Origin of the sequence: Blastococcus sp. TF02A-26 (assembly GCF_003319125.1) — a bacterium.
Taxonomy (GTDB): domain Bacteria; phylum Actinomycetota; class Actinomycetes; order Mycobacteriales; family Geodermatophilaceae; genus Trujillonella.
The window spans coordinates 245,824-271,581 of sequence record NZ_QOHG01000003.1 but is presented as its reverse complement, the minus strand read 5'-3'; the positions used below and the strand labels follow the sequence as shown (position 1 = coordinate 271,581).

At 75.9% G+C, this 25,758-nt stretch carries 29 protein-coding genes and 2 riboswitches; of the genes, 16 read left to right on the top strand and 13 right to left on the bottom strand.

What is annotated here, in order from left to right; translation table 11 throughout:
- The first annotated feature begins 6 nt into the window (after positions 1–6).
- The 3 genes from uraD to pucL all read left to right on the top strand — a co-directional run bounded on the left by uraD (position 7) and on the right by pucL (position 1,800).
- Positions 7–507 carry a 2-oxo-4-hydroxy-4-carboxy-5-ureidoimidazoline decarboxylase gene (gene uraD, locus DQ240_RS05020; RefSeq protein WP_113838499.1) on the top strand — a complete coding sequence of 167 codons (501 nt, stop codon included), beginning with the start codon at positions 7–9 and terminating at the stop codon, positions 505–507.
- The gene (gene uraH / locus DQ240_RS05015; protein WP_113838498.1) at positions 504–821 is read left to right on the top strand and encodes a hydroxyisourate hydrolase; all 318 of its coding nucleotides are present in this window, start codon (positions 504–506) and stop codon (positions 819–821) included. Before uraD ends, uraH begins: the two co-directional genes overlap by 4 nt.
- Positions 822–909: 88 nt before the next feature.
- Complete coding sequence (gene pucL, locus DQ240_RS05010) at positions 910–1,800, top strand: factor-independent urate hydroxylase (RefSeq protein WP_113838591.1); 891 nt, start codon at positions 910–912, stop codon at positions 1,798–1,800.
- Position 1,801: 1 nt separating this feature from the next.
- Here pucL and DQ240_RS05005 read toward each other — a convergent pair whose 3' ends face one another.
- Positions 1,802–2,263: a hypothetical protein gene (locus tag DQ240_RS05005; RefSeq protein ID WP_147261940.1), complete on the bottom strand. Its 462-nt coding sequence runs from the start codon at positions 2,261–2,263 to the stop codon at positions 1,802–1,804.
- A gap of 83 nt (positions 2,264–2,346) precedes the next feature.
- Here DQ240_RS05005 and DQ240_RS05000 point away from each other — a divergent pair, with 83 nt between their 5' ends.
- Positions 2,347–2,886, top strand: coding sequence for a dihydrofolate reductase family protein (locus DQ240_RS05000; protein WP_113838496.1), 540 nt, complete (start codon positions 2,347–2,349; stop codon positions 2,884–2,886).
- A 46-nt stretch (positions 2,887–2,932) separates the two neighbouring features.
- Positions 2,933–3,427 (top strand): phosphoribosyltransferase, encoded by a 495-nt coding sequence (locus tag DQ240_RS04995; RefSeq protein ID WP_113838495.1) that lies wholly within the window; start codon positions 2,933–2,935, stop codon positions 3,425–3,427.
- Positions 3,428–3,484: 57 nt separating this feature from the next.
- Here DQ240_RS04995 and DQ240_RS04990 read toward each other — a convergent pair whose 3' ends face one another.
- From DQ240_RS04990 to msrA, 3 genes are all read right to left on the bottom strand, one after another.
- Positions 3,485–5,068 carry a methyl-accepting chemotaxis protein gene (locus DQ240_RS04990; protein ID WP_113838494.1) on the bottom strand — a complete coding sequence of 528 codons (1,584 nt, stop codon included), beginning with the start codon at positions 5,066–5,068 and terminating at the stop codon, positions 3,485–3,487.
- A 115-nt stretch (positions 5,069–5,183) separates the two neighbouring features.
- Complete coding sequence (locus DQ240_RS04985; protein ID WP_113838493.1) at positions 5,184–6,311, bottom strand: class I SAM-dependent methyltransferase; 1,128 nt, start codon at positions 6,309–6,311, stop codon at positions 5,184–5,186.
- Between the two features lie 62 nt (positions 6,312–6,373).
- Entirely contained in the window at positions 6,374–7,030 is a 657-nt protein-coding gene (gene msrA / locus DQ240_RS04980) for a peptide-methionine (S)-S-oxide reductase MsrA (protein ID WP_113838492.1), read from the bottom strand.
- A 33-nt stretch (positions 7,031–7,063) separates the two neighbouring features.
- Between msrA and DQ240_RS04975 the strand changes: the two genes are divergently transcribed.
- The 3 genes from DQ240_RS04975 to DQ240_RS04965 all read left to right on the top strand — a co-directional run bounded on the left by DQ240_RS04975 (position 7,064) and on the right by DQ240_RS04965 (position 9,333).
- Complete coding sequence (locus DQ240_RS04975) at positions 7,064–8,086, top strand: NADP-dependent oxidoreductase (RefSeq protein ID WP_113838491.1); 1,023 nt, start codon at positions 7,064–7,066, stop codon at positions 8,084–8,086.
- Positions 8,083–8,793 carry an alpha/beta hydrolase gene (locus DQ240_RS04970; protein ID WP_113838490.1) on the top strand — a complete coding sequence of 237 codons (711 nt, stop codon included), beginning with the start codon at positions 8,083–8,085 and terminating at the stop codon, positions 8,791–8,793. The genes DQ240_RS04975 and DQ240_RS04970 overlap by 4 nt, the downstream gene beginning before the upstream one ends.
- 96 nt (positions 8,794–8,889) lie before the next feature.
- The gene (locus DQ240_RS04965) at positions 8,890–9,333 is read left to right on the top strand and encodes a rhodanese-like domain-containing protein (RefSeq protein ID WP_113838489.1); all 444 of its coding nucleotides are present in this window, start codon (positions 8,890–8,892) and stop codon (positions 9,331–9,333) included.
- Here the strand turns inward: DQ240_RS04965 and DQ240_RS04960 are convergent.
- Entirely contained in the window at positions 9,317–9,886 is a 570-nt protein-coding gene (locus DQ240_RS04960; RefSeq protein ID WP_233498505.1) for a GNAT family N-acetyltransferase, read from the bottom strand. The two genes, DQ240_RS04965 and DQ240_RS04960, sit on opposite strands and share 17 nt — an antisense overlap.
- Before the next feature lie 58 nt (positions 9,887–9,944).
- Entirely contained in the window at positions 9,945–10,457 is a 513-nt protein-coding gene (locus DQ240_RS04955) for a VOC family protein (RefSeq protein WP_113838488.1), read from the bottom strand.
- A gap of 181 nt (positions 10,458–10,638) precedes the next feature.
- On the opposite strand from DQ240_RS04955, the gene DQ240_RS04950 reads away from it, so the two are divergent.
- Positions 10,639–11,931, top strand: coding sequence for an Nramp family divalent metal transporter (locus tag DQ240_RS04950; protein ID WP_113838487.1), 1,293 nt, complete (start codon positions 10,639–10,641; stop codon positions 11,929–11,931).
- Here the strand turns inward: DQ240_RS04950 and thiD are convergent.
- The 5 genes from thiD to DQ240_RS04925 form a co-directional block, all read right to left on the bottom strand.
- Positions 11,924–12,742 carry a bifunctional hydroxymethylpyrimidine kinase/phosphomethylpyrimidine kinase gene (gene thiD, locus DQ240_RS04945; RefSeq protein WP_113838486.1) on the bottom strand — a complete coding sequence of 273 codons (819 nt, stop codon included), beginning with the start codon at positions 12,740–12,742 and terminating at the stop codon, positions 11,924–11,926. The two genes, DQ240_RS04950 and thiD, sit on opposite strands and share 8 nt — an antisense overlap.
- The gene (gene thiE / locus DQ240_RS04940; protein WP_113838485.1) at positions 12,739–13,374 is read right to left on the bottom strand and encodes a thiamine phosphate synthase; all 636 of its coding nucleotides are present in this window, start codon (positions 13,372–13,374) and stop codon (positions 12,739–12,741) included. Before thiE ends, thiD begins: the two co-directional genes overlap by 4 nt.
- Positions 13,371–14,168 (bottom strand): hydroxyethylthiazole kinase, encoded by a 798-nt coding sequence (gene thiM, locus DQ240_RS04935; protein ID WP_113838484.1) that lies wholly within the window; start codon positions 14,166–14,168, stop codon positions 13,371–13,373. The genes thiE and thiM overlap by 4 nt, the downstream gene beginning before the upstream one ends.
- Positions 14,158–14,251, bottom strand: a riboswitch (TPP riboswitch). (Overlaps the previous gene by 11 nt.)
- Positions 14,252–14,358: 107 nt before the next feature.
- Positions 14,359–14,979: a TenA family protein gene (locus DQ240_RS04930; protein ID WP_113838483.1), complete on the bottom strand. Its 621-nt coding sequence runs from the start codon at positions 14,977–14,979 to the stop codon at positions 14,359–14,361.
- Complete coding sequence (locus DQ240_RS04925; protein ID WP_113838482.1) at positions 14,976–15,572, bottom strand: TenA family transcriptional regulator; 597 nt, start codon at positions 15,570–15,572, stop codon at positions 14,976–14,978. The genes DQ240_RS04930 and DQ240_RS04925 overlap by 4 nt, the downstream gene beginning before the upstream one ends.
- 47 nt (positions 15,573–15,619) lie before the next feature.
- Positions 15,620–15,732, top strand: a riboswitch (TPP riboswitch).
- Here DQ240_RS04925 and DQ240_RS04920 point away from each other — a divergent pair.
- The 6 genes from DQ240_RS04920 to DQ240_RS04895 all read left to right on the top strand — a co-directional run bounded on the left by DQ240_RS04920 (position 15,723) and on the right by DQ240_RS04895 (position 20,296).
- Positions 15,723–17,060, top strand: coding sequence for a cytosine permease (locus DQ240_RS04920; protein ID WP_113838589.1), 1,338 nt, complete (start codon positions 15,723–15,725; stop codon positions 17,058–17,060). It overlaps the preceding riboswitch by 10 nt.
- Positions 17,057–18,178, top strand: a complete 1,122-nt coding sequence (gene thiO, locus DQ240_RS04915; RefSeq protein WP_113838481.1) for a glycine oxidase ThiO — start codon at positions 17,057–17,059, stop codon at positions 18,176–18,178. The genes DQ240_RS04920 and thiO overlap by 4 nt, the downstream gene beginning before the upstream one ends.
- 4 nt (positions 18,179–18,182) lie before the next feature.
- Entirely contained in the window at positions 18,183–18,383 is a 201-nt protein-coding gene (gene thiS, locus DQ240_RS04910) for a sulfur carrier protein ThiS (protein WP_113838480.1), read from the top strand.
- A 1-nt stretch (position 18,384) separates the two neighbouring features.
- Positions 18,385–19,155, top strand: coding sequence for a thiazole synthase (locus DQ240_RS04905; protein ID WP_113838479.1), 771 nt, complete (start codon positions 18,385–18,387; stop codon positions 19,153–19,155).
- Positions 19,152–19,751 (top strand): thiamine phosphate synthase, encoded by a 600-nt coding sequence (locus tag DQ240_RS04900; protein WP_199589072.1) that lies wholly within the window; start codon positions 19,152–19,154, stop codon positions 19,749–19,751. The genes DQ240_RS04905 and DQ240_RS04900 overlap by 4 nt, the downstream gene beginning before the upstream one ends.
- 122 nt (positions 19,752–19,873) lie before the next feature.
- On the top strand, positions 19,874–20,296 hold the full coding sequence (locus tag DQ240_RS04895) for an ATP-binding protein (RefSeq protein WP_113838478.1): 423 nt from the start codon (positions 19,874–19,876) through the stop codon (positions 20,294–20,296).
- Between the two features lie 64 nt (positions 20,297–20,360).
- On the opposite strand, the gene DQ240_RS04890 is transcribed toward DQ240_RS04895, so the two are convergent.
- Positions 20,361–22,478 carry a SpoIIE family protein phosphatase gene (locus DQ240_RS04890; RefSeq protein ID WP_113838477.1) on the bottom strand — a complete coding sequence of 706 codons (2,118 nt, stop codon included), beginning with the start codon at positions 22,476–22,478 and terminating at the stop codon, positions 20,361–20,363.
- Positions 22,479–23,158: 680 nt separating this feature from the next.
- A complete protein-coding gene (locus DQ240_RS04885) occupies positions 23,159–24,076 on the bottom strand; it encodes a hypothetical protein (RefSeq protein ID WP_113838476.1) in 918 nt (305 codons plus the stop codon).
- A gap of 327 nt (positions 24,077–24,403) precedes the next feature.
- On the opposite strand from DQ240_RS04885, the gene DQ240_RS04880 reads away from it, so the two are divergent.
- Complete coding sequence (locus DQ240_RS04880; RefSeq protein WP_113838475.1) at positions 24,404–25,747, top strand: APC family permease; 1,344 nt, start codon at positions 24,404–24,406, stop codon at positions 25,745–25,747.
- The last annotated feature ends 11 nt before the right edge of the window (positions 25,748–25,758 follow it).

Here is a 25,758-nt window from a genome sequence, read left to right as displayed (position 1 = left end):
GCAACCGTGCCCAGCCTGGACGAGTTCAACTCCCAGCCCGCCGACCGTGCCGTGGAGGCATTGCGGTCCTGTAACGCGGCCGCGCGCTTCGCCGCCGAGATCGCCGCGGGCCGGCCCTACCCGGACGCGGAGACGCTGGTCCGCCGGGCCGGGGAGGTGGCGCGGGGGCTCTCCTGGGACGAGGTGTCGATGGCGCTGGCCGCCCACCCCCGGATCGGGGACCGGGTGTCCGAGGACTCCGCCGAGGCCGAGTCCTCCCGCCGCGAGCAGGCCTCGATGGGCGGCGCGGAGGAGTCGGTGCGAGCCGAGATCGAGCAGGGCAACCGGGCCTACGAGGAGCGCTTCGGGCACGTCTTCCTCATCCGGGCGGCCGGCCGGTCGCCGGAGGAGATGCTGGCCGAGCTGCGCCGCCGGCTGGACGCCGACGAGACCGCCGAGCAGGCCGAGGTGACCGAGCAGCTGGCGCAGATCACCGAGCTGCGGGTGCGCGGGCTGGTGGACGCATGAGCGTCTCGACGCACGTGCTCGACGCGGTGGCCGGCCGCCCGGCCGCGGGGGTCGCGGTGCGGCTGCTGGCCGGCGAGGAGGTGGTCGCCGAGGGCGTCACCGACGACGACGGCCGCTGCCGGCTGGTCGAGGGCCCGACCGCCGCCGGCACCCACCGGCTGGTCTTCGACACCGGCGCCTGGTTCGCCGCGCAGGAGGTGGCGACCTTCTACCCCGAGGTGACGCTGACCTTCGCCGTCGTCGAGGCCGCCGCGCACCACCACGTGCCGCTGCTGCTCTCCCCCTTCGCGTACTCCACCTACCGCGGGAGTTAGCGGAGTCGCTCGAGTGCGGAAACCGCACTCGAGCGACTCCGTTCCACGTGCAACACCGCCGCAACGTCGATCAGCGAGGGTGTCCGCCATGGCGATCAGGCTCGGAGCGAACCAGTACGGCAAGGCGGAGGTCCGCGTCGTCGCGGTCGACCGGAGCTCCCCCCGGCACGAGATCGTCGACCTCAACGTGTCCAGCGCCCTGCGCGGGGACTTCACCGCCGCGCACACCGCCGGCGACAACGCGCACGTGCTCAGCACCGACGCGCAGAAGAACACCGTGTTCGCCTTCGCCCGCGACGGCGTCGGCTCCCCGGAGGCGTTCGGTCTGCGGCTGGCCCGGCACTTCGCCGGCGCCTACCCGTGGATCACCGGGGCGCGGGTGGCCGTGGAGTCCTACGGCTGGGAGCGCATCGAGGTGGGCGGGGCGCCGCACGACCACGCCTTCCGGCGGCCCGGCGGCGAGGTGCGAACGGCGGTCGTCACGGTCGACGGCGCCGACGTCCACGTGCTGGCCGGGTTGACCGACCTCGTCGTCCTCAAGACGACGGGATCGGAGTTCTGGGGCTTCCCCCGCGACCGGTACACGACGCTGGCCGAGACGACCGACCGCATCCTGGCCACGGCGGTCACCGCGCGCTGGCGGTACACCTCGACAGACCTGGACTGGGACGCCACGTTCGCCGACGTCCGGACGACGCTGCTGGAGACCTTCGCCGCAACGCACTCCCTGGCGCTGCAGCAGACCCTCTACGCGATGGGCGAGGCGGTGCTGGAGCGCTTCCCTGCCGTGGCCGAGGTGCGGATGTCGATGCCGAACAAGCACCACTTCCTGCAGGACCTCTCGGCGTTCGGCCTGGACAACCCGGACGTCGTCTACCACGCCGACGACCGGCCCTACGGCCTGATCGAGGCCGCGGTCGTGCGGGACGACGTGCCGCCGGCCGAGGTCGCCTGGCAGGGCACGCCCGGCTTCTGCTGACTCAGGCTCGTTCGAGGGCGATGCCCGCCGCCCCCACGACCGCGTGGACCCGCAGGTCCGCGCCGCGCTCGTCGTCGGTGTGCTCGAGGCGGGGATCCACCGACACCGTGCCCGGGCCCGCGGAGTGCAGCCACACGCGCCAGTCGCCGGGCACGCGGATCTCGGCGCCGGCCAGGAACGCGCGGACCGTGAGGTCGACCCCGCCCGGCACCCGCGGCACCCGGCCGAGGTCCACGTCGGCGCCGGCCATCACGAGGTCGAGGCGCAGCCGGGAGAGCGCCGGGTTGGTCGGGCGCAGCTGCGTCCCGCCCGCGAGGCGGAACCGGCGGATGCCGGCGGATCCGTCGTCCCCCTCGTCGGAACGCCGGGCCAGCACGCGCCCGGTCAGCGCGAGCCCGCCCTGCACGACCACTGCGCCTCCCAGCCAGGGGAGCGCCCGACGCAGCACCGGGGGAACGTCCATGCCTCCAGCCTGCACTGCGGAACCGGCCGATGAGTCCGGGCGCTGCGCGCGGTCCTCCCCCCGACGACGACGGAAGGGACCCGATGCGCGCGGTCACGCTGTACACCCTGCTCTCCCTGGACGGGGTCGCCGAGGAACCCGGCGACTGGCTCTTCGAGGCCGACGACGCCCTGGTCGAGAACCTGGGCCGGGTGATCGGCCGCCAGGACGACGTCCTGCTCGGTCGCGGCACGTACGACTACTGGGCCGGCTACTGGCCGACCGCCGACGTCCAGCCGTTCGCCGACTTCATCAACGGCACGCCCAAGCACGTGTTCACCTCCCGCCCGCTGACGCCGGACTGGGCGAACACGACCGTGGTGGGCTCGCCGGCCGAGCAGTACGTCCGCGACCTCCGGGCCGGCGACGGCGGCGACATCGGCGTGCACGGCAGCATCACGCTGGCCCGGTCGCTGGTGGCGGCCGGCCTGGTCGACGAGCTGCACCTGGTCGTGGCGCCCACCCTCGCCGGCCGCGGGCGGAGGCTGTTCGACGGCGGCGACGAGCTGCGGCGGGCGGAGCTGCTGTCGGCGCGGAGCACGCCGGCCGGGCTGCTGCTCCTGGACTACCGGCTGCGCCCCTGACGTCCCGAGACGTGCCGGCAACAGGGGGCTGGCACGATCGGCGCCCGTGACCGACGAGCGGGAAGTCCTGACCTACGAGCTGTTCGGCACCGCCGCCCGGGAGCTGGCCGAGCAGGTGGCCGCCGACGGCTTCGAGCCCGACCTGGTCCTGTCGATCGCCCGCGGCGGGCTGTTCCTCGGCGGGGCCCTGGGCTACGCGCTGGACGTGAAGAACCTCTTCGTGATGAACGTGGAGTTCTACACCGGCGTCGACGAGCGGCTGGACCTCCCCGTGGTCCTGCCGCCCACGCTGGACCAGGTCGACATCACCGGCGCGAACGTCCTGGTCGCCGACGACGTCGCCGACACCGGCAAGACGCTGGAGCTGGTCCGTGACTTCTGCACCGGCTACGTCGCCGAGGTGCGGACGGCGGTGATCTACGAGAAGCCGCGGTCCCTGGTCCGGTGCGACTACGTGTGGCGGCACACCGACCGGTGGATCGACTTCCCGTGGTCCTCGCAGCCGCCCGTCCGCTCCCGGAGCGACCGCCCCGCCCATTAGGCCCCGGTGCAGGGGCCCGCGCCGAGCGTGCGAGGCGTGGGGGGCACCGGGGTCCTCTCAATAGCGGAAGTGGGCCACCGACGCCTGGAGCGAGGTGGCCATCCGGGCGACCTCGTCGATGGCGACGCGGGCGTCGTCCATCGCGCGGGTGGTGGCACTGCCGGCGTCGGCGACCGCGGTGATGCTCTCGGCGATCCGGCCGGCGGAGACCGCCGCCTCACCGACGTTGCGGTTCATCTCCGTCGTCGTCGCCGTCTGCTCCTCGACCGCGGCGGCGATGGTGCCCTGCGCGTCGTTGATCGTCGCGATGATCGCGGCGATCTCGCGGATCGCCTCGACCGCGCCCGCGGTGTCGCCCTGGATGGCCGCCACGCGGGCGGTGATGTCCTGGGTCGCCGTGGCGGTCTCCTGGGCCAGTTCCTTGACCTCGTTGGCCACGACGGCGAAGCCCTTGCCGGCCTCTCCCGCGCGGGCCGCCTCGATCGTCGCGTTGAGGGCCAGCAGGTTGGTCTGCTCGGCGATGCCGGTGATGACCCGCACGACGTCGGCGATCTCCACCGACGACTGGCCGAGCTTGGCGACGGTCGCGGTGGTCGCGTCGGCCACGCCGACCGCCCTGCCCGCCACCCGAGCCACCTCGGCGGCGTTCTGCGCGATCTCGCCGATCGAGGCGCCCATCTCCTCGGAGCCGGCGGCGACCGTCTGCACGTTGACCGACACCTGCGCGGCGGCGCCGGCCACCGCCTCGGACTGCGCGGAGGACTCGACGGAGAGCCGCCCGAGGTCCTGCGCCGAGGCCGACAGCTCCTCGGTGGCCGAGGCCAGCGTCGTGGAGCTGTCCCCGATGGCGGTGAGCACGCCGCGCATGCTGGCCATGGAGGCCTCCAGGGCGACGGCCATCTGCCCGACCTCGTCGCGGCTGTCCACGCCGGCCGAGCCCCGCAGGTCGCCGTCGGCGAGCGCGGCGACGAGCACGCCCACCCGGCGCAGCGGCCCGACGACCGAGCGGGTGACGACCCAGCCGAGGAGGGCGAGGGCGACCACGCCGCCGAGCGCCACCGCGATCGCGAGGGTCCGCGCGGTGGCGCGCTGGTCCTCGGAGGCGGCCGCGGCGGCGTCGCCGAAGGCGGTGACGGCCTCACCCAGCGCGGGCAGCTCGTCCTCGAGCTGCCCGAACGCCTCGGCGAAGTCCGGGTAGGCCGCCTCCGCCGCGACCGGGTCCTGCCCGGCCAGCTGGACGATCCGCCCCGCGCTCGCGAGGTAGGCCTCGATCTCGGGGACGACCTCGTCGAGGGCGGCCACCACCTCGGGGCTCAGCCGGTCGGCCCGGATCTCGTCGACCAGGTCGGTGAAGACGCCGGTGTGCTCGGCCAGGTCGGCGGACGCACCGGTGTGGAGCGGCCCGGTGCCGTCGCTGACCAGCGCCTGGAGGACGTCGCCGCGGACGGCGTCGTGCATCATGTCCGTCAGCCCGGCGTCCTGGACCGCCTCGGTGCTGGCGAGCAGCTCCTCGGCGGTCTCCCCCGTCCCCGCCAACGCCTGCAGCGTCACGACGGCGAAGACCCCGAGGGCGAGCGCGCCGGCCGCCACGAGGGCGGCCAGCTTCACCCCGAGCGGACGGTCGGACCAGTAGCGCGCCATGCGGAGCTCCGGGAGGCGTGGGGACGACGACCGTGAGCACGGTCACTCGCCGCCCTTATCGGCTCGCGGGTGGAGTGACTCCAGTCGAAACGGCGCCCACGTCGGGGAGCCGAGGTCAGCGCCTCGACGCCGTCACCGTGAACTGCCGGCCGGCGTCGACGACGCGGGTGGGTCCGACCAGCCGGCGCAGCGCGGCGCGGTGCGGCAGGCGGTTGTTGTAGACCGTCCACAGCTCGCCGCCGGGCCGCAGCACCCGCGCGGCCGCCACGAACAGCCGGTCGGCGGCCGCGGTGACCACGGACGTGCCCAGGTGGAACGGCGGGTTGCAGACGACGAGGTCGACCGATCCGTCGGGCACGCCGGCCGCGGCGTCGTCCCGGCCGATGCCCACCCGGTCGGCGACGCCGTTGGCGGCCGCGGTCGCCGTCGCCGAGGCCACGGCGGCCGCGGACTGGTCGGAGGCCAGCACCGCCAGGCCGGGGCGGGCGGCGGCGAGGGCCACGGCCAGCACACCGGTGCCGCAGCCGAGGTCGAGTGCGGTGGTCGCGTCCGGGACGGCGCCGTCCAGCGCCCGCAGCAGGGCCCGGGTGCCGTCGTCCACCCGCGTCCCGGCGAACGCGGCGCCGTGCGCGCACACGGTCAGCCCGGTGGCGTCGTCCCGGCGGCAGCGCGGGAAGGACGACGGGACGTCGCCGCGCGGGCCGCGGGCCACCAGCAGGCGGGACTTCTGCCGTGCCAGGCTCGCCGTGACGTCGGTGAAGCCGATCCGCAGGACGTCGTTCATCCCGTGGGTCATGTGCTTGACCCGCCCGCCGACCAGCAGCGTCACGTCGGGTGCGGCGTGCGCGGCGACGAGCTCGGTCAGCTCGCGCAGTGCGTCGAGGGCCTTGGGCGCCTTGGCCAGGACCACGCGGGCGCCGGCGAACAGGTCGCCGTCCAGCGGCAGCGACCGGTACGCGCCGGCCAGGCCGGTGCGGTCGGCGTTCGCCGCCAGCGCCAGCTCGCCGACCAGCAGGTCCTGGTGCACCCGCACGTCCCGGGCACCGTGCAGCGCGACCGCGCCGAGGGTCAGCGCGCCGTGGGAGTCGTCGACGACCACCACCTCGCCGGGACCGGCCGCCGCGAGCAGCGGCGCGGCCTCGTCGAGCAGCAACCGGTCGGTGGCGTCGACGGCGACGAGCTCGGGCGCCTCGACGTCGGGCTCCCTGCGGAGCTGGTCGAACAGCGCGCTGGCGTCGGGCATGGGAAGCGATCCCCACGGCTGGCGCTGGAGGACGTGGGGATCGCTTCCCATGCCGCGGCCGCTCAGACGCCGGGGAGGCCGACGGGGCAGGAGACGCCCGTCGAGTGCACCGGGCAGTAGCCGTTGGGCACCTTGTACAGGTACTGCTGGTGGTAGCCCTCCGCGTAGAAGAACTCGCCCAGCGGCGCGATCTCGGTGGTGATCTCGCCGTAGCCGGCCGCGCGCAGCCGCTCCTGGTACGCGTCACGGGTGGCCCGCGCCGCCGCCTCCTGCTCCGGACCGTCGTGGTAGATCGCCGAGCGGTACTGGGTGCCGACGTCGTTGCCCTGGCGCATGCCCTGGGTGGGGTCGTGGTCCTCCCAGAAGGCCTTCAGCAGCTGCTCGTAGGAGGTCAGCGCCGGATCGAAGACGACCAGCACGACCTCGGTGTGCCCGGTGCGCGCCGAGCAGACCTCCTCGTAGGTCGGGTTCGGGGTGAACCCGCCCGCGTAGCCGACCGCGGTCGAGTAGACGCCGGGCAGCTCCCAGAAGACCTTCTCGACGCCCCAGAAGCAGCCCGCGCCGAACACGGCGGTCCGCATGCCGTCGGGGAACGGCGGCTGGATGCGGTTGCCGGTGACCGCGTGCAGTTCCGGCACGCCCGGGAGGGCGTGGGTGCGTCCGGGCAGCGCGTCCTCGCGCGTCACCGGCTGGGTCGTGGACCGCGAGAACAACGACATGCCCCCAGGTTAGTGAGCGGGCAGGATCGGCCCATGCCCGTCAACGCCCGTGAGTGGCACCTCGCCGCGATCCCGCACGGCGAGCCCACGCCGGAGGACTTCCGGCTGGTCGAGGTGGAGCACCCCGACCCCGCCGACGGACAGGTCGTCGTCCGGATGACCGCCATGTCGGTCGACCCGTACATGCGCGGGCGGATGCGCCCGGAGCCCTCCTACGCGCCGCCGTGGGAGGTCGGCGAGGTCATGAAGGGCGGCGCGATCGGCCGAGTCGTCGAGTCGCGGTCCGACGACGTCCCGGTGGGCGCGCTGGTGCTCACCGACGCCGCGTGGCGCGACGTCGCCGTCCTCGGCGCCCGGGAGGTGCGGGTGCTGCCCGAGCTCGAGGGCGTCTCCCCGACCCACCACCTCGGCGTCCTCGGCATGCCGGGACTGACGGCGTACGCGGGCCTGTTCCGGGTGGCGGAGTTCGTGCCCGGCGACGACGTCTTCGTCTCCGGAGCGGCGGGGGCGGTGGGCAGCGCGGTGGGCCAGTTCGCCCGGCTGCGCGGCGCCGGCTCGGTGATCGGCAGCGCCGGCAGCCCGGAGAAGGTGGCCTGGCTGACCGGCGAGCTCGGCTTCACCGCGGCGTTCGACTACCACGACGGGCCGGTCTCCCGGCAGCTGCGCGCGGCGGCGCCGGACGGCATCAGCGTCTACTTCGACAACGTCGGCGGCGAGCACCTGGAGGCGGCCATCGGGGCGCTGCGGGTCCACGGCCGGGCCGCGCTCTGCGGCTCGATCTCCGGCTACAACGCCACCGAGCCGCCGCCGGGGCCGCGCAACATGAGCCTGATGGTCGGCAAGCGGCTGACCCTGCGCGGCCTGCTCGTGGGCGACCACACCGACCTGCGCGCGGAGGCCACCGAGGCGATCGCCGGCTGGCTGCGCTCGGGTGAGCTGGTCGCCCGGGAGACCGTGTACGAGGGGCTGGACCAGGCGGTGCCGGCGTTCCTGGACCTCCTGCGCGGGGCCAACACCGGGAAGATGGTCGTCCGGCTCGCGCCCGACGAGTCGTGACCTCGCCGGGACTCGACCACTCCCCCGCGCCGGTCCCGACCCGCGCCGTCGCGCTGTTCTGCCACGGCGGCACGGTCGAGAGCGTGCAGCCGCCGCGCGAGCGCGCGCTGTCGCTGCTGCGGATGCGCGCCATCGAGGAGTTCGTCCGCCGCAGCGTGGGCCCGCGCGGCCTGGACACCTACCTGCTGCGCTACCGGGTGGCCGGCTGGAACGGGCTGGCCGCCGACGCGTTCGCCGACGTCCGGTGGGCGCTGGACCGGATCCGCACCGAACACGGCGAGGACCTGCCGATCGTGCTGGTGGGGCACTCGATGGGTGGCCGGGCGGTGCTCCGGGCGGGCGGGGAGCCGGGGGTGGCCGCGGTGTGCGGGCTCGCGCCCTGGACGCCGCCGGGCGAGCCGGTCGCGCACCTGCGCGGGCAGACCGTCGTCCTGCTGCACGGCCGCGGCGACCGGTGGGTGCCGACCCGGCTGTCGGCCGAGTACGCGGTGCGGGCGCAGCGGGCCGGCGCGCGGATCGCCCGGTTCACCGTGGCCGGCGGGCACTCGATGGTGCGCCGCTCGGGCCTGTGGCACGCGCTGGTCCGCGACGTCGTCCTCGCCGGGGCGGGCTTCGCGCCGGAGCGGGACGACGTCCGCGCGGCCCTGGCCATGCCGCCGCCCGACGGCCTGGCCGTGCCGCTGGACCCCCCGCGCCGCCGCCGCTGAGGGGCTTTCGCGCGCGAGGCTCCTTGGCAGGATCGATGCGGAGGACGGCGGTCCTGCCGCTCGTCCGGAGGACGCCGGACCCGGAGCATCGTCGTCATGAGCCTGGACTGGACGACCGACCCCGCCGACGCCGCCGCCCACTTCGCCCGCCGCCTCGCGGTCGAGACCGACGTCAGCGACGTGCACGCGGCCCTGGAGTCGGGCGCGCCGGGTTTCGTCCTGCTCGACAGCCGCAGCGCCGAGTCGTGGGCGCAGGGGCACGTGCCCGGCGCGGTGCACCTGCCCGGCCGGCAGATCACCGCACGGGTGGGTGAGCTGGACCGGTCCGTCCCGGTGGTCACCTACTGCTGGGGGCCGGGCTGCAACGGCGCCACCCGGGCGGCGCTCGCGCTGGCCACGCTGGGCTTCCGGGTGCGGGAGATGATCGGCGGCTTCGAGTACTGGGCCCGCGAGGGACTGCCGGTCGAGACGGCGGACGGCGTGCACCGCCCCGCCGTCGACCCGCTCCCCGCCCCGGCCGGGATCAGCTGCGGCTGCTGAGCGCCGGCGGCGGGTCGTCGGCCAGCCGGGCCCAGAGGAACTGGTCGAGCTTGACACCGGCGTAGCGGTGCGACCGGCGCAGCCGCCCCTCCCAGGTGAAGCCCGCCTTCTCGGCGACCCGGCCCGAGGCGACGTTGGCGATCGCGTGGAAGAGCTCGATGCGGTCCACGGTCGTCGTCGCGAACAGCCGGCGGCAGACGGCGTCGACCGCGACCGGCGCCAGCCCCCGGCCGCGGTGCGCCGGAGCCGTCCAGTAGCCCACCATCGCCTGTCCCTCGTCGAGGTCGACGAACGAGAAGCCGGCCGAGCCCGCCAGGGCACCGGTCGTGGTGTCGACGACGGCCCAGCTCACCCGGTCCGGGGCCGGCTCCAGGCGACGGTCGAGCCAGGCGACGACGTCCTCCCGGGACTCGACCACCGGGCCACCCCACCGGCGCACCTGCTCGTCCTGGAAGACGTGCCAGGCGTCGTCCACGTCGTCCGCACGCCACGGTCGCAGCCGCAGCTCGCCGACCTCGAGCTCGACGGGTTGCAGAGGCGGATCGGAGTGCACGGACGTGATCCTGCATCGGAGTCGCTCGAGTGCGGTTCCCGCACTCGAGCGACTCCGCTCAGACGGGGATGGAGACGCCGACGCCGCCGCGGGTCTCCGCGCCGTAGCGGGCGATCTCGCGGGGCAGGTCCAGCCGGCCGATGCGGGCCCGCGCCTCCGACACCTCGGGCGTGATCAGCTCGGCCGGCACCAACCAGGACACCTCGAACTCGAGACCGTCGGGGTCGTGGGCGTAGAGCGCCTTGGTGGTGCCGTGGTCGGAGGCACCCGACAGCGCCCCGGCCCGCAGCAGTGCGTCCTGGACCCGCTGCAGCTCAGCGAGCGTGTCGACCTCCCACGCCAGGTGGTAGAGCCCGACGGTGCGCCGTCCCGCCTCCGATGCCCCGGCGCGGTCGCCGATCGCGAACAGCCCGAGGTCGTGGTCGTTGGTCGACCCCTCGGCCTGCAGGAAGGCGGCCCGGCCCGGGATCTCCATCACCGGCCGGAAGCCGAGGACCTCGCGGTAGAAGGCGACGCTGCGGTCGACGTCGCGGACGTAGAGGACGGCGTGGTTCAGGCGCTGGACGGGCACGGCGGGCTCCGATCGAGGTGGTGTGCGCCCAGTGTGCGCCCAGATAGATGAGAGTTCAAGTACTTAGGTGGCTGAGGCGAGGCTCACCTCGGCCCGCGGGGGCCACGGGATGGCCCGGGGGTGACACCCCTGCCGGGCAGGAGAGGAACGCCAGCCCACCCACCGCCCCTGCGAGGCCGCCGTGTACCTCTCCAAGACCGAGGCCGCCGTCCTGCCGACGACGCTCGTCAGCGCCCCCCGACCGACGCCAGCCCCGGCTCCCGGGAAGCGGCGGATCTGGCCGATGCTGGGCCCGGCCTTCGTGGCCGCGGTGGCCTACGTCGACCCGGGGAACTTCGCGACGAACTTCTCCGGTGGCGCGGCCTTCGGCTACACGCTGCTGTGGGTGATCGTCGCGGCCAACCTCATGGCGATGCTCATCCAGTCGCTGACCGCGAAGCTGGGCCTGGCCACCGGTCGCGACCTCGCCACGCTGTGCCGCGAGCGGATGCCGACGCCGGTGACCCGGATGCTGTGGGTGCAGGCCGAGGCCGTGGCCATCGCCACCGACCTGGCCGAGATCGTCGGCGGCGCGGTCGCGCTCAACCTGCTGTTCGGGGTGCCGCTGCCGATCGGCGGGATCATCACCGCGATCGTCGCGTTCCTGCTGCTAGGCGCGCAGTCGCGCGGGCACCGGCCGTTCGAGCGGGTCATCACCGGGCTGCTGCTGGTGATCGGCGGCGGGTTCCTCTACACGCTCATCGGCTCTGGCGTGGACCTCGGCGGGGTGGCCGGTGGGATGGTGCCGAGCTTCGAGGGGCCCGACAGCCTGGTGCTGGCCGCGGGAATCCTCGGCGCCACGGTCATGCCGCACGTGATCTACGTGCACTCGGCGCTGACCCCTGGCCGCTACGGCGACGTCGTCACCGCGGGGCGCACCGAGGCCGGCCGGCGGCGGCTGCTGAAGGCGCAGCGGCTCGACGTCCTCCTGGCCATGGGGCTGGCCGGGCTGGTCAACGCGGCCATGCTGGTGATCGCCGCCCAGCTGTTCACCGGTGGCGACCAGGCGGACTCGCTGGAGTCGGTGCACGCCGGGCTGGGCGACCAGCTGGGCGCCGGGGCCTCCATCGCCTTCGCGCTGGCGCTGCTCGCGTCGGGCTTCGCCTCGTCGTCGGTCGGCACCCACGCCGGCCAGGTCGTCATGGCCGGCTTCCTGCGCCGGCACATCCCGGTGCTGGCCCGCCGCCTGATCACCCTGGCCCCCGCGCTGGCGGTCCTGGTCCTCGGCGGTGACCCGACGACCGCGCTGGTCTGGTCACAGGTGGTGCTGAGCTTCGGCATCCCGTTCGCGCTGGTGCCGCTGCTGTGGCTGACCAGCCGCAAGGACCTGATGGGCGGCTGGGTCAACCGGCGGATCACCACGGTGGCCGGCAGCGTCGTCGCCGCGCTGATCATCGGCCTCAACGCCCACCTGCTCATCGGCTTCGTCAGCTAGCCGGCCACCAGCGGACGAAGTGGTGCACCGGGCCGTGCCCCGAGCCGATGCCGAGCGACTCCCCCGCCGCGAGCGCCTCCTGCAAGTAGTCGCGGGCCTGCTCGACCACCGGCTCCCACTGCCCCGGCCCGCCGACCCCGCGGGCCACCAGCGCGGCGATCGCCGAGGAGAGCGTGCAGCCGGTCCCGTGGGTCGACGACGTCGCCACCCGCGGTCGCCGGGTGACGACGACGCCGCCCGCGGAGGCCAGGACGTCGACGCTCTCCGCACCCCCCAGGTGACCGCCCTTGAGCAGCACCGCCCCCGGCCCGAGCGCCAGGAGGGCCTGCGCCTGGTCGACCATCTCCTCCTCCGACGTCGCCGGCGGCCCGTCGAGCAGCGCCGCGGCCTCGGGCACGTTCGGGGTGATCAGCTGGGTCAGCGGCAGCAGGTCGGTGCGGATGGCGGCGACGGCGTCGGGCCCGACCAGCCGGTCCCCGCTGGTCGCCACCATCACCGGGTCGCAGACCACCGGCCCCGGACGGCGCTCGGCGATCACCGCCGCCACCTCGCGGACCACCTCCGCGGTGCCGAGCATCCCGAGCTTGGTGGCACCGACCGGGACGTCGTCCAGCAGCGTGCGCAGCTGCTCGCCCACGAACGCCGCCGGGACGGCGTGCACGCCGGTCACGCCGCGGGTGTTCTGCGCGGTCAGCGCCGTGAGCACCGCGGTGCCGTAGGCGCCGAGCGCGCTGAAGGTCTTCAGGTCGGCCTGGATGCCGGCGCCGCCGCTGGGGTCGCTGCCGGCCACGGTGAGCGCGACGGCGGTCATGCGAGCACCGACCTGATCTCCCGGGCCGCGGCCCCGGCATCGGCCGCGGCGCAGATCGCGGAGACCACGCAGACGCCGTCCACCCCGGTCACCGCACCCGCGTTGCCGGCGGAGATGCCGCCGATCGCCACCGACCGCAGGCCGGCCGCCCGGGCCTGCTCGGCGAGCGCCGCCGTCCCGGCCGGCCCCAGGCCGGTGCCGGCGTCGGGCTTGGTGGGGGTCGCCCAGACCGGCCCGATGCCGACGACGTCGACCGTGCCCGGCGGGAGGGCCAGGGCGACCGCCATCTCCTCCGGCGTCCCGGCCGAGAGCCCCAGCAGCCGGTCGGGGCCGATCAGCGCGCGGACCTCGGCGGGCGGCAGGTCGTCCTGGCCGACGTGCACGCCGTCGGCACCGGCGAGCAGCGCGACGTCCACCGCGTCGTTGACGAACAGCGCGACGCCCGGCGGCAGCACCGCACGCACGGCCAGCGTCAGCTCGTACAGCTCCCGGCGCGACGCGTGCTTGTCCCGGACCTGCACCGCGGTCACCCCGCCGGCGACCGCGGCCCGCACGACGTCGGGCACGGTGCGCGGACCGGAGAGCGCGGTGTCGGTGACCAGGTAGAGGGTCGGGTCGAACGCCGGCCTCACGACTCGTCCCGGACGTCGGCGCGGCCCAGCTCCTCAGGGGTGACGGCGTCGAGGGCGTCCACCCACGCCGCGGCGAACGTCCCGGGCCCGGCGGACACCGCGGCGGCGGCCTCGGCGGCCAGCGCCACGTGCGCGTGCGCGGCGACCGCCCCGGTCAGCCGGTCGCCCGTCGCGGCGACGTAGGCGGCGGTCAGCGCCCCGAGCGCGCAGCCGGCGCCGGTGGTCCGGGTGAGCAGCGGCGACCCGCCGCCGACCCGCACCACCCGTGCCCCGTCGGTGACGACGTCGACCGGCCCGCTGACCGCGACCACCCCGCCGGTCCGGACGGCGAGGGCGACGGCGGCCTCGAGCGCGTCGTCGGCGGTCGCGGTGGAGTCCACGCCGCGGCCGCCGGACCCGATGCCGGCCAGCGCCATGACCTCCGAGGCGTTGCCCCGGACCACGGCCGGGCCGCTCGCGGTCAGCTCGACGGCGAGATCGGTGCGGAAGCGCAGCCCGCCCACCGCCACCGGGTCCAGCACCCACGGCGTGCCGGCCGCGTCGGCCGAGCGGACGGCGATCCGCATGGCCTCGGCCGACTGCCCGTGCACCGTGCCGACGTTCACCAGCAGCGCCGAAGCGATCGCGGCGAAGTCGCCGGCCTCCTCGGGCGCGACGACCATCGCCGGGGCGGCGCCGACCGCGAGCAGCACGTTCGCGGTCAGGGTCTGCACGACGGTGTTGGTGAGGCAGTGCACCAGCGGCGCGCCCTCGGTGAGCGCCGTCCGTGCCGAGGCGAGCGCGGTCGCGTCCACGTGACATCCCTTCGCCAGCATGACCTGGGCAGGTTCGACGGGTGTCATCTCAGCCCGGCCGGCGGGCACCCCGTGTCGGTGCCGAACGTAGCAAGCACCGTGCCCGAGTGCCGCCGTCGCGGGGCGACCGCCGCGCTGTAGCGCGGCACCGGCACCCGTACCGCGGCAGTGCCGCGGTACGGGAGGCGCGTCAGGTCCCCGCGGCCCAGGCCGACTCGAAGAAGGCCAGCTCGAGCTCCATCGCCCGCCGGTAGGCCCGCGGCACGACCGGGCCGTCGTCGGCGTACCGGTCGAGCAGCCCCTCCAGCGTGGCGGCCAGCGCCTCGAAGCCGGGGTCGGCGTAGGCGGTGACCCAGTCGGCGTACGGCCCCGGCGCGGACCCGGCCAGCGAGCGTCCCAGGAAGGCGTAGAGCCGCATGCACGGCGTCATCGCCGCGCAGATCTCCCCCAGCCCCCCGGTCGAGGCGGTGGCCAGCAGGAAGTCGGTGTACGCCGACGTCGCGGGGGCCGGCTCGACGGCGGCCAGGTCGATGCCCTCCCGCGCCGCCACCGCGTCGTGCAGCCGGAGCTCGTCGCGGACCCCGGCCAGCAGGTCGGCGAAGGCCTCCAGCCCGGCCCGGTCGGGGCTGCGGACGACGGCCATGGCGTAACCGCGGGCGAAGGTCTGGAGGAAGAACGCGTCCTGGGCGAGGTACCCGGTGAAGCGGTCCCGCGGCAGCGTCCCGTCCGCCAGGCCCTGCACGAACGGGTGCGCGAGAGCCGCTCCGGCCAGGTCCGCGTTGTCCGCCCACAGGCGGCGGGCCAGGCTCACCGCGCACTCCCGACGGCCGTGTCCCAGAAGGCCACCTCGGCCTCGAGCACCGCCAGGACGACGTCGTCGTGCCGGCCGCCGAGGGCGTCGGCGGCGTCGCCCAGAGCGGAGACGTACCCGGCGAAGCCCGGCGTCGTCCAGTGCGCGACGAACTCCGCGAACTCCGGCGCGCCGGGCGAGGCGACGGTCCAGGCGTCGAGGTAGACCCGCTCGATCGCCCACAGCCCGGTCAGCGCGGACGGCACGTCCGCACCGTCGAGGCGCTCCAGGAGCTCCGCGTACGCGGCGGTGGCGGGCAGCCGCGGCGCGTCGAGGTCCAGGCCGCGGCGGGCGGCGACGTCCTCGAACCAGTCCAGCTCCTCGACCAGGGCCACCGCCCCGGCCGCGAGCACCGCCTGGGCCGGGCGCGGCGCCCGCGCGAGCAGCCGGGCCTGGAAACGCAGCAGGTCGGCCACGTAGTGCCGGTCCTGGACCAGCCAGGTGTCGAAGGCCCCGGCGGGCAGGTCGCCGTCGCGCACGCCGAGCAGGAACCGGTGCCCGGTGGCGTGCGCCCAGGCGTCGGGGTGGTCGCGGAGCAGGTCGGAGACGGGCACGGCGAGACACCGTACGGGCGGGGCTACAGTCGGCCCCGCACGTGGCAGGCCACGTGTGCGGGAGCTCGGGCGTACCGGGCTGAGAGGGCGGCTGACCGCGCCGCCGACCGCTGGAACCTGTCCGGGTAATGCCGGCGTAGGGAGCTGGTCATGAGCACGTCCGACGTCGTCCGCCCGTCCTCCGCGGACGCGCCCCTCACCCTCGACGAGCGGCCGGCCCGCTCGCTGGGCCTCCGGGACTCCCTCGGGTTGTGGGGCAACCTCGGGGTCAGCCTGCTGCTGCCGGTGGCCGCCGTCTTCGTCGTCCTGCCGGGGCGGCCGCTGGCCGAGACGCTGGGCGCCGTCGTCGTCGGCGCGGTGATCGGCGCGCTGCTGCTCGGCATCGGGGCGGCCGCCGGGGCCCGCGAGGGCGTGCCGGCGATGGTGCTGCTCCGCGGCCTGCTGGGCCGGCGCACGTCCTGGCTGCCGACGGCGTTCAACCTCGTCCAGTGCGTCGGCTGGGCCACGTTCGAGATCGTGATCATCGCCGAGGCGGCGTCCCGGGTGCTCGACGCGCCGCGCTGGCCCTTCGTCCTCGGCGCCGGTGTCCTCGCCACGCTGATGGCGCTGCGCCCGCTCGGCGTCGTCCGGGTGCTGGCCCGGTACGCGATCTGGGCGGCGCTCGCGGCCCTGGTCTACCTGTTCGTCGAGGTGCTCGCCGAGCCGCTGCCGGAGCTGACCCAGGGCGCCGCGACGTCGTTCTGGACCGCCACCGACATCGTGATCGCGCTGCCGATCTCCTGGTTCGCGCTCGCCGCCGACTACACCCGGCACGTGCGCAGCCCCCGGGCGGCCTTCGCCGGCGCGAGCATCGGCTACGGCGTGGCCACCGTCGTGATGTTCACCCTCGGCGTGCTGGCGCTGGCCGCCTACGGCAGCGCCGGCTTCGACGTCATCGACGCGCTGCTGGCGGTGCCGCTCGGCGCGCTGGCCGTGCTGGTGCTCGTGGCCGTCGAGCTCGACGAGGCGTTCGCGAACGTCTACTCGACGGCGGTGTCGGCGCAGAACGTCGTCGCGCGTGCCGACCGGCGGGTGCTCGTGGTCGTCGTCGGCGCCGTCGCGACCCTGCTCGCGCTGAGCTTCGACATCGCCGCCTACGAGCCGTTCCTCTTCCTGATCGGCGCGGTGTTCGTCCCGCTGGTGGGCGTCTTCGCCGTCGTCTACGCGCTCACCCCGCGCGGCGCCTGGGACACCTCCGACACCGCCCCCGCCCGCCCGGCGTTCCTGCTGCCGTGGGCCGCCGGCTTCCTCGCCTACCAGCTCACGCTGCCGACCTTCTTCAGCGGACCGGGCGCCGGGTGGACGACGTGGTGGACGGCCCGGCAGACCGACCTGGGCATCGACCCGGCCAACGGCTGGTCGGCCTCCCTCATCAGCCTCGCCGTCGCGGCCGTGCTCACCGCGCTGCTCTGCCTGCCCGCGGTCCTGCGGAGGCGGGCCGCCCGGTGAGCACCGGCGTCCCCGTCGATGTCGCGGTCGCCGGCGGCGGGCTGATCGGGCTGTCGGTCGCCTGGCGCGCGGCCCAGCGGGGCCTGTCGGTGACCGTGGTGGACGACGCCCCGGGCGGCGGGGCCTCGCGCGCCGCCGCCGGCATGCTCGCGCCGGTCTCGGAGGCCGGCTACGGCGAGGAGGCGCTGCTGCGGCTGTGCCAGGCCTCGCTGGGGCGCTACCCGGGCTTCCTCGACGACCTCGCCGTTGCCACCGGCACCCGGGTGGCCCTGCGCCCCGCCGGCACCCTCGTCGTCGGCTTCGACGACGACGACGCCCGGGCGCTGGCCGACCTGCACGGGTTCCACGTGGAACTCGGCCTCGAGGTGCACCGGCTGACCGGACGCGAGGCCCGTCGCCGCGAGCCCTCCCTCACCCCGCGGGTGCGCACCGGGGTGCACGTCGCCGGCGACCTGTCGGTCGACCCGCGCGAGCTGCACCCCGTCCTCCTGGCCGCCGCCGAGGCCGCGGGCGTCCGCGTGGTCCGATCACGGGTGGCGGCGCTGTGCACCGACGAGGGCCGGGTCACCGGCGTCGCGCTCCAGAACGGCGGCGAGGTGCGCGCCGGCACGGTCGTGCTGGCCCTCGGCGCGCACAGCGGCGCGCTGCCCGGCGCCCCGGCGGTGCCGGTGCGGCCGGTGAAGGGCCAGATCCTGCGGCTGCGCGGAGCCGCCGGCCTGCTCGACGGCACCGTGCGCGCCCTGGTGCGCGGCCGCTCGGTCTACCTGGTGCCCCAGGGGGACGACGGCCTCGTCGTTGGTGCCACCGTCGAGGAGCGGGGCTTCGACGCGACCGTCACCGCCGGCGGGGTGCACGATCTGCTGCACGACGCGATCGAGGTCGTCCCCGGGGTGACCGAACTCGAGCTGACCGAGACCCTGGCCCGCTGGCGGCCGGGGACCCCCGACAACGCCCCGGTTCTCGGCCCCTCCGGCACGCCGGGGCTGGTGCTGGCCGCCGGCCACTTCCGCAACGGGGTGCTGCTCACCCCGCTCACCGGGGAGCTGGTGGCCGAGCTCCTCGTCTCCGGCGAGGTACCCGCGCTCGCCGCTCCCTTCGACGTCCGGAGGTTCGGGTGAGGACATGCAGGTGAGGGTCAACGGGACGGCGGTCGACGTCGCCGACGGCACGACGGTCGCCGGGCTGGTGGCTGCGCGCACCGAGGGCCACGGCCGGGTCGCCGTGGCACGCAACGGCGACGTCGTGCCGCGCAGTACCTGGGAGACGACGACGCTGGCCGCGGGGGACGTCCTCGAGGTGCTGGCCCCGACGGCAGGAGGCTGAGGTGACGGACATCTTCGAGCTGGCCGGGGAGACGTTCGACTCCCGGCTGGTGCTGGGCACCGGCGGGATCACGAGCATGGAGACGCTGGACCGGACCGTGCGCGCCTCCGGCACGCAGATCGTCACGGTGGCGCTGCGCCGGGTCGAGGCCTCCGCGGACGCGGCGATGATGCAGGTGCTGGACCGCTGCGGCGTCCGGCTGCTGCCCAACACCGCCGGCTGCCGGACCGCCCGCGAGGCCGTCCTCACCGCCCGGCTCGGGCGCGAGGCGTTCGACACCGACTGGGTGAAGCTCGAGGTCATCGGGGACGAGCACACGCTCCTGCCCGATGCCGTCGAGCTGCTCGACGCGGCCGAGCAGCTCGTCGCCGACGGCTTCCGGGTGTTCGCCTACACGACCGACGACCCCATCCTCGGCCGCCGGCTGGCCGACGCCGGCTGCGCCGCCGTGATGCCGCTGGGATCGCCGATCGGCAGCGGCCTGGGCATCCGCAACCCGCACAACATCGCGCTGCTGCGGGAGGCCGTGCGGGTGCCGGTCGTGCTGGACGCCGGGATCGGCACCGCCTCCGACGCCGCCCTGGCGATGGAGCTGGGGTGCGACGCCGTCCTGCTCGCGTCGGCCGTGACCCGCGCCCGCGACCCGGAGCGGATGGCGCTGGCCATGCGGCAGGCCGTCGAGGCCGGCCGGCTGGCCCGGGGCGCCGGGCGCATCCCCCGGCGCTGGCACGCCGAGGCCTCCACGCAGTTCGAGGGCCTGCCCGACCTGTGACCGGCCCCGCCCCGCTGCCCCGGCTGCTCGTCCTGACCGACCGCACCCAGGCCGGCGCACCGCTGCCGGAGGTGGTGGCCGCCGCGGTCGCGGCCGGGGCCCGCGCGGTGGTGCTGCGGGACAAGGACCTGCCGCTCCCCGAGCGGGCGGCGCTGGCCGAGGAGCTGGCGGCGATCCTCGACCCGGTCGGCGGGCTGCTCGTGTGGGCCGGCCTGGCCGGCTCCGCGGGCCGCGGCGCCGTCCACCTGTCCGCCGCCGACGCGTTCCCCGCCGTGCGGCCGGCACTGGTCGGGCGCTCCTGCCACGACGCCTCCGAGATCGCCCGCGCGGCCGCGGAGGGGTGCGACTGGGTCTTCGTCTCGCCGGTGAACGCGACCGCGTCCAAGCCCGGTCACGGACCGGCACTGGGCGCTCCCGGCCTGGCCCGGCTCGTCCCGGGTGCTCCGCCGGTCTACGCCCTGGGCGGGATCACCCCCGCCGACACGGCCGGGTGCCTGCGCGCCGGTGCCGTCGGGATCGCGGTCATGGGCCCGGTCATGCGGGACCCGGCGCTGGTCGCCGAGCACCTCGCCGCCCTCTCCGCCGCGCCCGGCTGACGCGGCGCGCCGACCGTCGCGGTGACTCCGGTCACCCGGGCGTTTAGGCGTGGTGACGGCGGCGCATACGCAGGTGTTCGGTCCAGACGACGGCCGGCGCGAGGATGCGAGGTAGCACGGGCGTGACACGCGAGCCGGCCAGGTCCATCTGGCTGCCCGCGACCCCGCCACCGTCCTCCGGCGGCCGCGTGTGGGAGCTGTCGGAGATCGCCCAGCTGCCCCAGGTCCGCGCCGAGCTGCGCCAGCTCCTCGGCGACGCGGCCGACCCCGAGCTGCGCGACCGGCTGGTCCTCGCCCTCGACGAGATGTCGTCCAACGCCCTGCGGCACGGCGGTGGGAGCGTGCGCGCCGCGGTGCGCCGGGCCGACGCGGCGTGGCTGCTGGAGGTCTCCGACGGCGCCGCCGCGGAGCCCCCCATGCCGGCCGTCGGGCGCGACCCCAGCGAGGGCGGCCTGGGCCTGTACCTCATCGCCGAGCTCTCCAGCGCCCACGGCTGGTACGTCGAGGGCGACGCCAAGCACGTCTGGGCGGTCCTCCCCGCCTGAGGAAGGGCCCCATCGCCCCCCACGCCTCGCTGCGCTCGCCGCGGGCCCCTGCGACGGGGCCGAACTAGGCGCCGGGGACGGGCGGGACGTGCTCGAGGCCGGCCTCGGGCGGGCGCGGGCGGTCCTCGGGGTGCAGCCGGACGGCGACCAGGGCGACGTCGTCGGCCACGCCGTGCGGGCGCAGCCGGGCCAGCAGCCCGTCGCACAGCTCCGCCAGCGGCCGGTCGGCCAGGTCCGTGAGCGCCTCGCGCAGCGCCGTGATCCCCTCGTCGAGCAACTGGTCCCGGGCCTCGACCAGGCCGTCGGTGTAGAGCAGCACGGTGGCCGGCCGGTCGACGGTGACCGCGGAGTCGGTGCGCCGCGCCGTCGGGTCCACCCCGAGCATCAGCTCCGCCCGCGGGCCCGACAGCTCCTCGACCCCGCCGTCCCCGCGCAGCAGCAGCGGGGGCGGGTGCCCGGCGTTGGACCAGCGCAGCGTCGTCGTCCCGGCCGCCCGCTGCTCGGGGGTCTGCTCGATCCGGGCCACGATCGCGGTGGCCATCGTGTGCATCTCCAGCCCGTGCACCGCGACGTCCAGGTCCGCCAGGACGGTCGCCGGCGTCGCGCCCTCGCGGAACGCGATCCCGCGGACCAGTCCGCGCAGCTGGCCCATGGCCGCCGCCGCGGCGATGTCGTGGCCGACGACGTCGCCGATGACCAGCATCGTGGCGCCGCCGGGCTGCAGGAACGCGTCGTACCAGTCGCCGCCGACCTGGGCGGCCTCCACGGCCGGCAGGTAGCGGACGACGACCTCGGCGTGGTCCGGGCGCGGCGGCGCGGTGAGCATGCTCCGCTGCAGCTCCTCGGCCAGCCGGCGCTGCTGGTCGTGCAGGCGGGCGTTGTCCAGGGCGAGGGCGACCCGGTCGGCGACCTGACGGGCCGCGGCGACGTCGTCGGCGTCGGCGGCCCGCCCGCCGTCGGAGCGGTACAGGCTCAGCGCGCCCAGCGTCCGGCCGTGCGCGGTCATGGGCAGGGTCAGCGCGGTGTCCGGTGCCAGCCGGTCGAACACCTCGCGCACCTCCCCCGCGGGGAGGGTGGGGCCGATGACCGCGCGGACGTCCTCCACGGTCAGGACCTGGCCCGAGCCGAGGGCCTGCAGCACCGGGGCGTCGTCCTGCACGGAGGCCAGGCGTAGCTGCGCGTAGCGGGCCGTCGTCTCGCGCAGGGCCGGGTCGGCGTGCCAGCTGGCGACGTCGCGCATCCGGCCGTCCTCGTCGACCAGCGTGGCGATCGCCCAGTCGGCGAAGACCGGCACGACCGCCTCGGTCACCCGCTGCAGGGCCCCCCGCTCGTCCCGGCCACGACCCAGCTCCTCGACCATGGCGGCGCTGATCTCGGCCAGCGCGCGGAGCCGGGCGGCGGACTCGCGCGCCTGCGTCTCGGCGCGGCGACGCTCGGTGACGTCGAGGAAGTACACCGACAGCCCGTCGGGGGTGGGCCAGGCCCGCACCTCGTACCAGGCGTCCAGCGGCTCGGGGTAGTGGGCCTCGAAGACGCGCTCCTGGCCGGTGGCGACCGCCCCGCGGTAGTGGGTCTCGAAGTCGCTGCCGACCGCGTGCGGGAACAGCTCCCAGATGTCGCCGCCGACCAGCGCGGCCCGGGGCCGGTCGAGCACCTCCTCGGCCCGCCGGTTGACGTAGGCGAAGCGCCACTCGCGGTCGAGGGAGAAGAACGCCTCGTTCATCGCCTCGAGCACGCGGGCGACGTGCTGGTCCGCGGCGCGGGCGCTGGTGGTGTCGTAGGCGGCCCCGAGGAGGCGCACCGCCACGCCGCTCTCGTCGCACAGGGCGCGACCGCGGCCGCGGACCCAGCGCGTCTCGCCGGAGGGGAGGGCCACCCGGAACTCGGCGTCGTAGGCACCGCAGGTGTCGATGGCGTGCTGGAGGGCGGCCATGGTGGCGTCGACGTCGTCGGGGTGCAGCCGGGCGGCGAACGCCTCGATCCGCTCGCCCCACTGCTCGCGGGAGTAACCGAACATGTCGAGCAGGCGGTCGTCCCAGTCGAGCTGCCCGGTGACGAGGTCCCAGTCGAAGCTGCCGATGCCGGCCGCCTCGACCGCGAGCTCGAGGCGCAGCCGCTGGGCGGCGTCCGCGGCACCCGGCGGGCCGTCCTGGGGGACCGGACGGGGCGGGTGCGGTCTCACCGAGAAGCGCCTCGCCCGTTCATCCCGTCCTTTCTCTCACAGCCTCCGCCCGACGGCCAACCGGGTGTGGGCGAGGACACCGGTCGCGCGGCCCCGAGGACGCCGATGGCGGGCGCCGCCCGGGGAGCCCGACCGGAGGAGGTCGATCGGGGTCCCGGGCGAGCGCCCGCCAGGGGTTCGGTGCGGACGGGGCTCCGTCCGCGGCCTCTCCCCGTTCGCCGTCCGGGGCACCTCCCGCCGGGACCGGGGCGAGCGGCGACCGGTCTGCGACGAGCTCCTCGCGTCCCCGTGCACCGCGCGTCACCGGCCGGCCAGGTCGGAGCCGGTCGGAGACCCGATCACGGGCACCGGCTGGACCTGTGGACCACTCCGCGGACCGGTCCGCGCTGCCACCGGTGTCCGCTCCGCCGTGGCGTCTGCGCCTCCCTGGAGGGTCCGCGCGCCGCTGCTCGGGGCAGGGTCGGCGGGAGGTCGAGGCGCGTACGTACTGCGGTGCGGTCTGAGGTGGCGGTGCGGGGTGCACCGGGAGGAGTGGGCCGGGGGCGCCTGGCGGACGGCCAGGGGGAGGGGAGGAGTCGGCGACGCGGGTCGTCGGTCGCGACCGCGGGTGCGGCCGGTTCCGGCGGTGCGGTGCCAGGTGGACGACGGCCGGGGTCGGCCGGATCTGCTGACGGAACGGGTCAGGGAGGAGAGCCCCGGACCCGGCACGCCGGCGGGTCGCCGCGGGTCCGGGCGCGGCCCGGGCCGCGTGCGCAGGCCCGGGAGCCCGGTTCACGGATCGGCCAGCCGGACGGCGCTGGCAGTGCGGGGCAGGGCTCCGGTCGGATGGCGGGCCATCCGGTGGGCTCCGATGCCCGAGGCTGCGACGCCCGGGGAGGCCGGGCCGCAGCCCGGGGGGTGAGACCGGCCGCCCGGAGGTGGAGGGCCGGGATGAGGGCCGCGACGGGGGAAGACGTCGCGGGCCGGATCGTGGGGGTGCTGGGCAGCGCGGTGAGCCGCACGGCCGAATGGGTCGGGTGCACCGGGAGGCGGGCGGAGTAGACCCGCGGCGGGGTCGGCACGTTCCAGGCCAGGTGCTGGCCGTCGACGCCGGCGCCCCAGAGCGCCAGCCGGCGGACGCCGCGCCGCAGGCGGGCGACGGCCGTCCCGCGCCGCGCGGGCTCCGGGACGGGAGCGGGCGCGGGGACGAGCGAGGTGGGCCGCGGCCGGTTCCACGCCAGGTGCTCGCCGCCGGCACCGGCGCCCCACAGGGCCAGGCGCCGGACCAGACCGGCCCGTCGCACCGGGCGGGCCGGCGGCGGGACCGGGGCGGGCGACGCGAGCAGCGCCGAGCGCCACATGACCGGGGCCGGGGTCGCCGCCCGCTGCGGGAGCGCCGGCTGCGCGGCCGGGCGGGGACGCGGCGCGGGGAGCGGCCGGGCGGCGGCCGGCACCCGCTGACCCCGGGGACCCGGGCCGGCGTGCAGGACCGCACGGCGGGGGCGCGGACGCCCCGCCGACGGCAGCGCCTCGGCCCGCTCCAGCACCGCGAGCAGGCCGCTCAGCGTGCGTTCGCCGGAGGACGACGACGAGGCCCGGGGGGTCTGTCGGTTCGTCATGTCGCCTCCTCACGTAGTGGCCGCGGCAGCGGGGGAAGGTGCCGCGGACAAGGAGAAAGGTAGGGAGCAACGGGTCCCGGGGAGCCGTTCCGGGACACCGCCGGCGGGGCGCGTGACCGAACCGTTGTGCCAGGTCGGCGGCGGGGTCGACGACCCATCCGTCACACCGGTCCCTTGTCGACAAGCGGCGCCTCCCCGAGCGTGGGAGACGCCGACCGACCCGTCGGTCGTCCCGCGACACGCCCCGGCGCGCCCGCGTGTCGGCCGTCCGGGGGACGTCGCCGGGCCCCGGTTGCCGCCCCCCTCCGGCCTCCGGAGACTCGACCGGTGACGCACCCCGAGGACGCCGCGACCGGCACGCAGGAACCCGACACGAAGCTGCGCCGGTCGGTGAGCGGCCGGCTGCTCTACCTCTTCGTCCTGGGCGACGTCCTCGGTGCCGGGGTGTACGCGCTGGTCGGGGCGATGGCCGGGGAGGTCGGCGGCGCGATCTGGGTGCCGCTGCTGGTCGCGCTGCTGCTGTCGCTGCTGACCGCGGCGTCCTACGCGGAGCTGGTGACCAAGTACCCGCGGGCGGGTGGCTCGGCCGTCTTCGCGGAGAAGGCGTTCCGCCGGCCGGAGATCGCCTTCCTCGTCGGCTTCTGCATGCTCGCCGCCGGCGTGACGAGCGCGGCCGGCCTGGCGCTCGCCTTCGCCGGTGACTACCTCGAGGTCTTCCTCGACGTCCCCGCGGTGCCGGCCGCGCTGGTCTTCCTCGCGCTCGTCGCGGCGCTCAACGCTCGCGGCATCCAGGAGTCCATGCGGGCCAACATGGTGATGACCCTGGTCGAGTCCTCGGGTCTGGTGCTGATCGTGGTGCTCGGTGCCGTGGTGCTCGGCCGCGGCGACGGCGACCCGGGCCGGGCCGTCGAGTTCCCCGAGGGGGTGTCGGCGGCGTCGGCCGTGCTCGCCGCGGCGGTGCTGGCCTACTACTCCTTCGTCGGGTTCGAGACCTCCGCCAACATGGCCGAGGAGGTCCGCGACGTGCGCCGGGTCTACCCGCGGGCGCTGTTCGGTGCGCTGCTGACCGCGGGCGCGCTGTACGTGCTGGTCGGGGTGGCGGCCGCCGTCGTCGTCGACCCCGGGCGGCTGGCCGACTCCAGCGGCCCGCTGCTGGAGGTGGTGCGCGCCGCCGACGTCGGCATCCCCGACCGGGTGTTCAGCGCCATCGCCCTGGTCGCCGTGGCCAACGGCGCCCTGCTGACGATGATCATGGCCAGCCGGATGGCCTTCGGGCTCGCCAAGCAGCGGCTGCTGCCCGCCGCCCTGGGCCGGGTGCTGCCCTCCCGGCGCACCCCCTGGGTCGCGATCGTCGTCACCACCGCCGTGGCGATGGTGCTCACCTCGACCGGGGACGTGGCGGCGCTGGCCAACACCGTCGTCCTGCTGCTCCTGCTGGTGTTCCTCAGCACGAACACCGCGGTCCTCGTGCTGCGCCGCGACCCGGTCGCGGCCGACCACTTCCGCGCCCCCACCGTGCTGCCCTACCTGGCCATCGCCTCCTGCGTGCTGCTGCTCACCCGGCAGACGGCGGAGACCTGGCTGCGCGCGGCGGTGCTGCTCGCCGTCGGCCTGGTGCTGTACCTGGTCAGCCGGGCGGCCACCCGGCGCGAGGAGCGCCCGGCGGCGTGACGAGGATGGGA

Excerpts from the sequence above, each read along its gene's own strand:
- msrA (WP_113838492.1), bottom strand. The coding sequence starts at position 7,030 with ATGTCGTTGTTCTCGCGGTCCACGACCCAGCCGGTGACGCGCGAGGAC.
- DQ240_RS04985 (WP_113838493.1), bottom strand. The coding sequence starts at position 6,311 with ATGCCCGACGCCAGCGCGCTGTTCGACCAGCTCCGCAGGGAGCCCGAC.
- uraH (WP_113838498.1), top strand. The coding sequence starts at position 504 with ATGAGCGTCTCGACGCACGTGCTCGACGCGGTGGCCGGCCGCCCGGCC.
- pucL (WP_113838591.1), top strand. The coding sequence starts at position 910 with ATGGCGATCAGGCTCGGAGCGAACCAGTACGGCAAGGCGGAGGTCCGC.
- DQ240_RS04990 (WP_113838494.1), bottom strand. The coding sequence starts at position 5,068 with ATGGCGCGCTACTGGTCCGACCGTCCGCTCGGGGTGAAGCTGGCCGCC.
- DQ240_RS04885 (WP_113838476.1), bottom strand. The coding sequence starts at position 24,076 with ATGACGAACCGACAGACCCCCCGGGCCTCGTCGTCGTCCTCCGGCGAA.
- thiD (WP_113838486.1), bottom strand. The coding sequence starts at position 12,742 with ATGACCGCCGTCGCGCTCACCGTGGCCGGCAGCGACCCCAGCGGCGGC.
- DQ240_RS04920 (WP_113838589.1), top strand. The coding sequence starts at position 15,723 with ATGAGCACGTCCGACGTCGTCCGCCCGTCCTCCGCGGACGCGCCCCTC.
- DQ240_RS05005 (WP_147261940.1), bottom strand. The coding sequence starts at position 2,263 with ATGGACGTTCCCCCGGTGCTGCGTCGGGCGCTCCCCTGGCTGGGAGGC.
- thiS (WP_113838480.1), top strand. The coding sequence starts at position 18,183 with ATGCAGGTGAGGGTCAACGGGACGGCGGTCGACGTCGCCGACGGCACG.
- DQ240_RS04965 (WP_113838489.1), top strand. The coding sequence starts at position 8,890 with ATGAGCCTGGACTGGACGACCGACCCCGCCGACGCCGCCGCCCACTTC.
- DQ240_RS04975 (WP_113838491.1), top strand. The coding sequence starts at position 7,064 with ATGCCCGTCAACGCCCGTGAGTGGCACCTCGCCGCGATCCCGCACGGC.
- DQ240_RS05000 (WP_113838496.1), top strand. The coding sequence starts at position 2,347 with ATGCGCGCGGTCACGCTGTACACCCTGCTCTCCCTGGACGGGGTCGCC.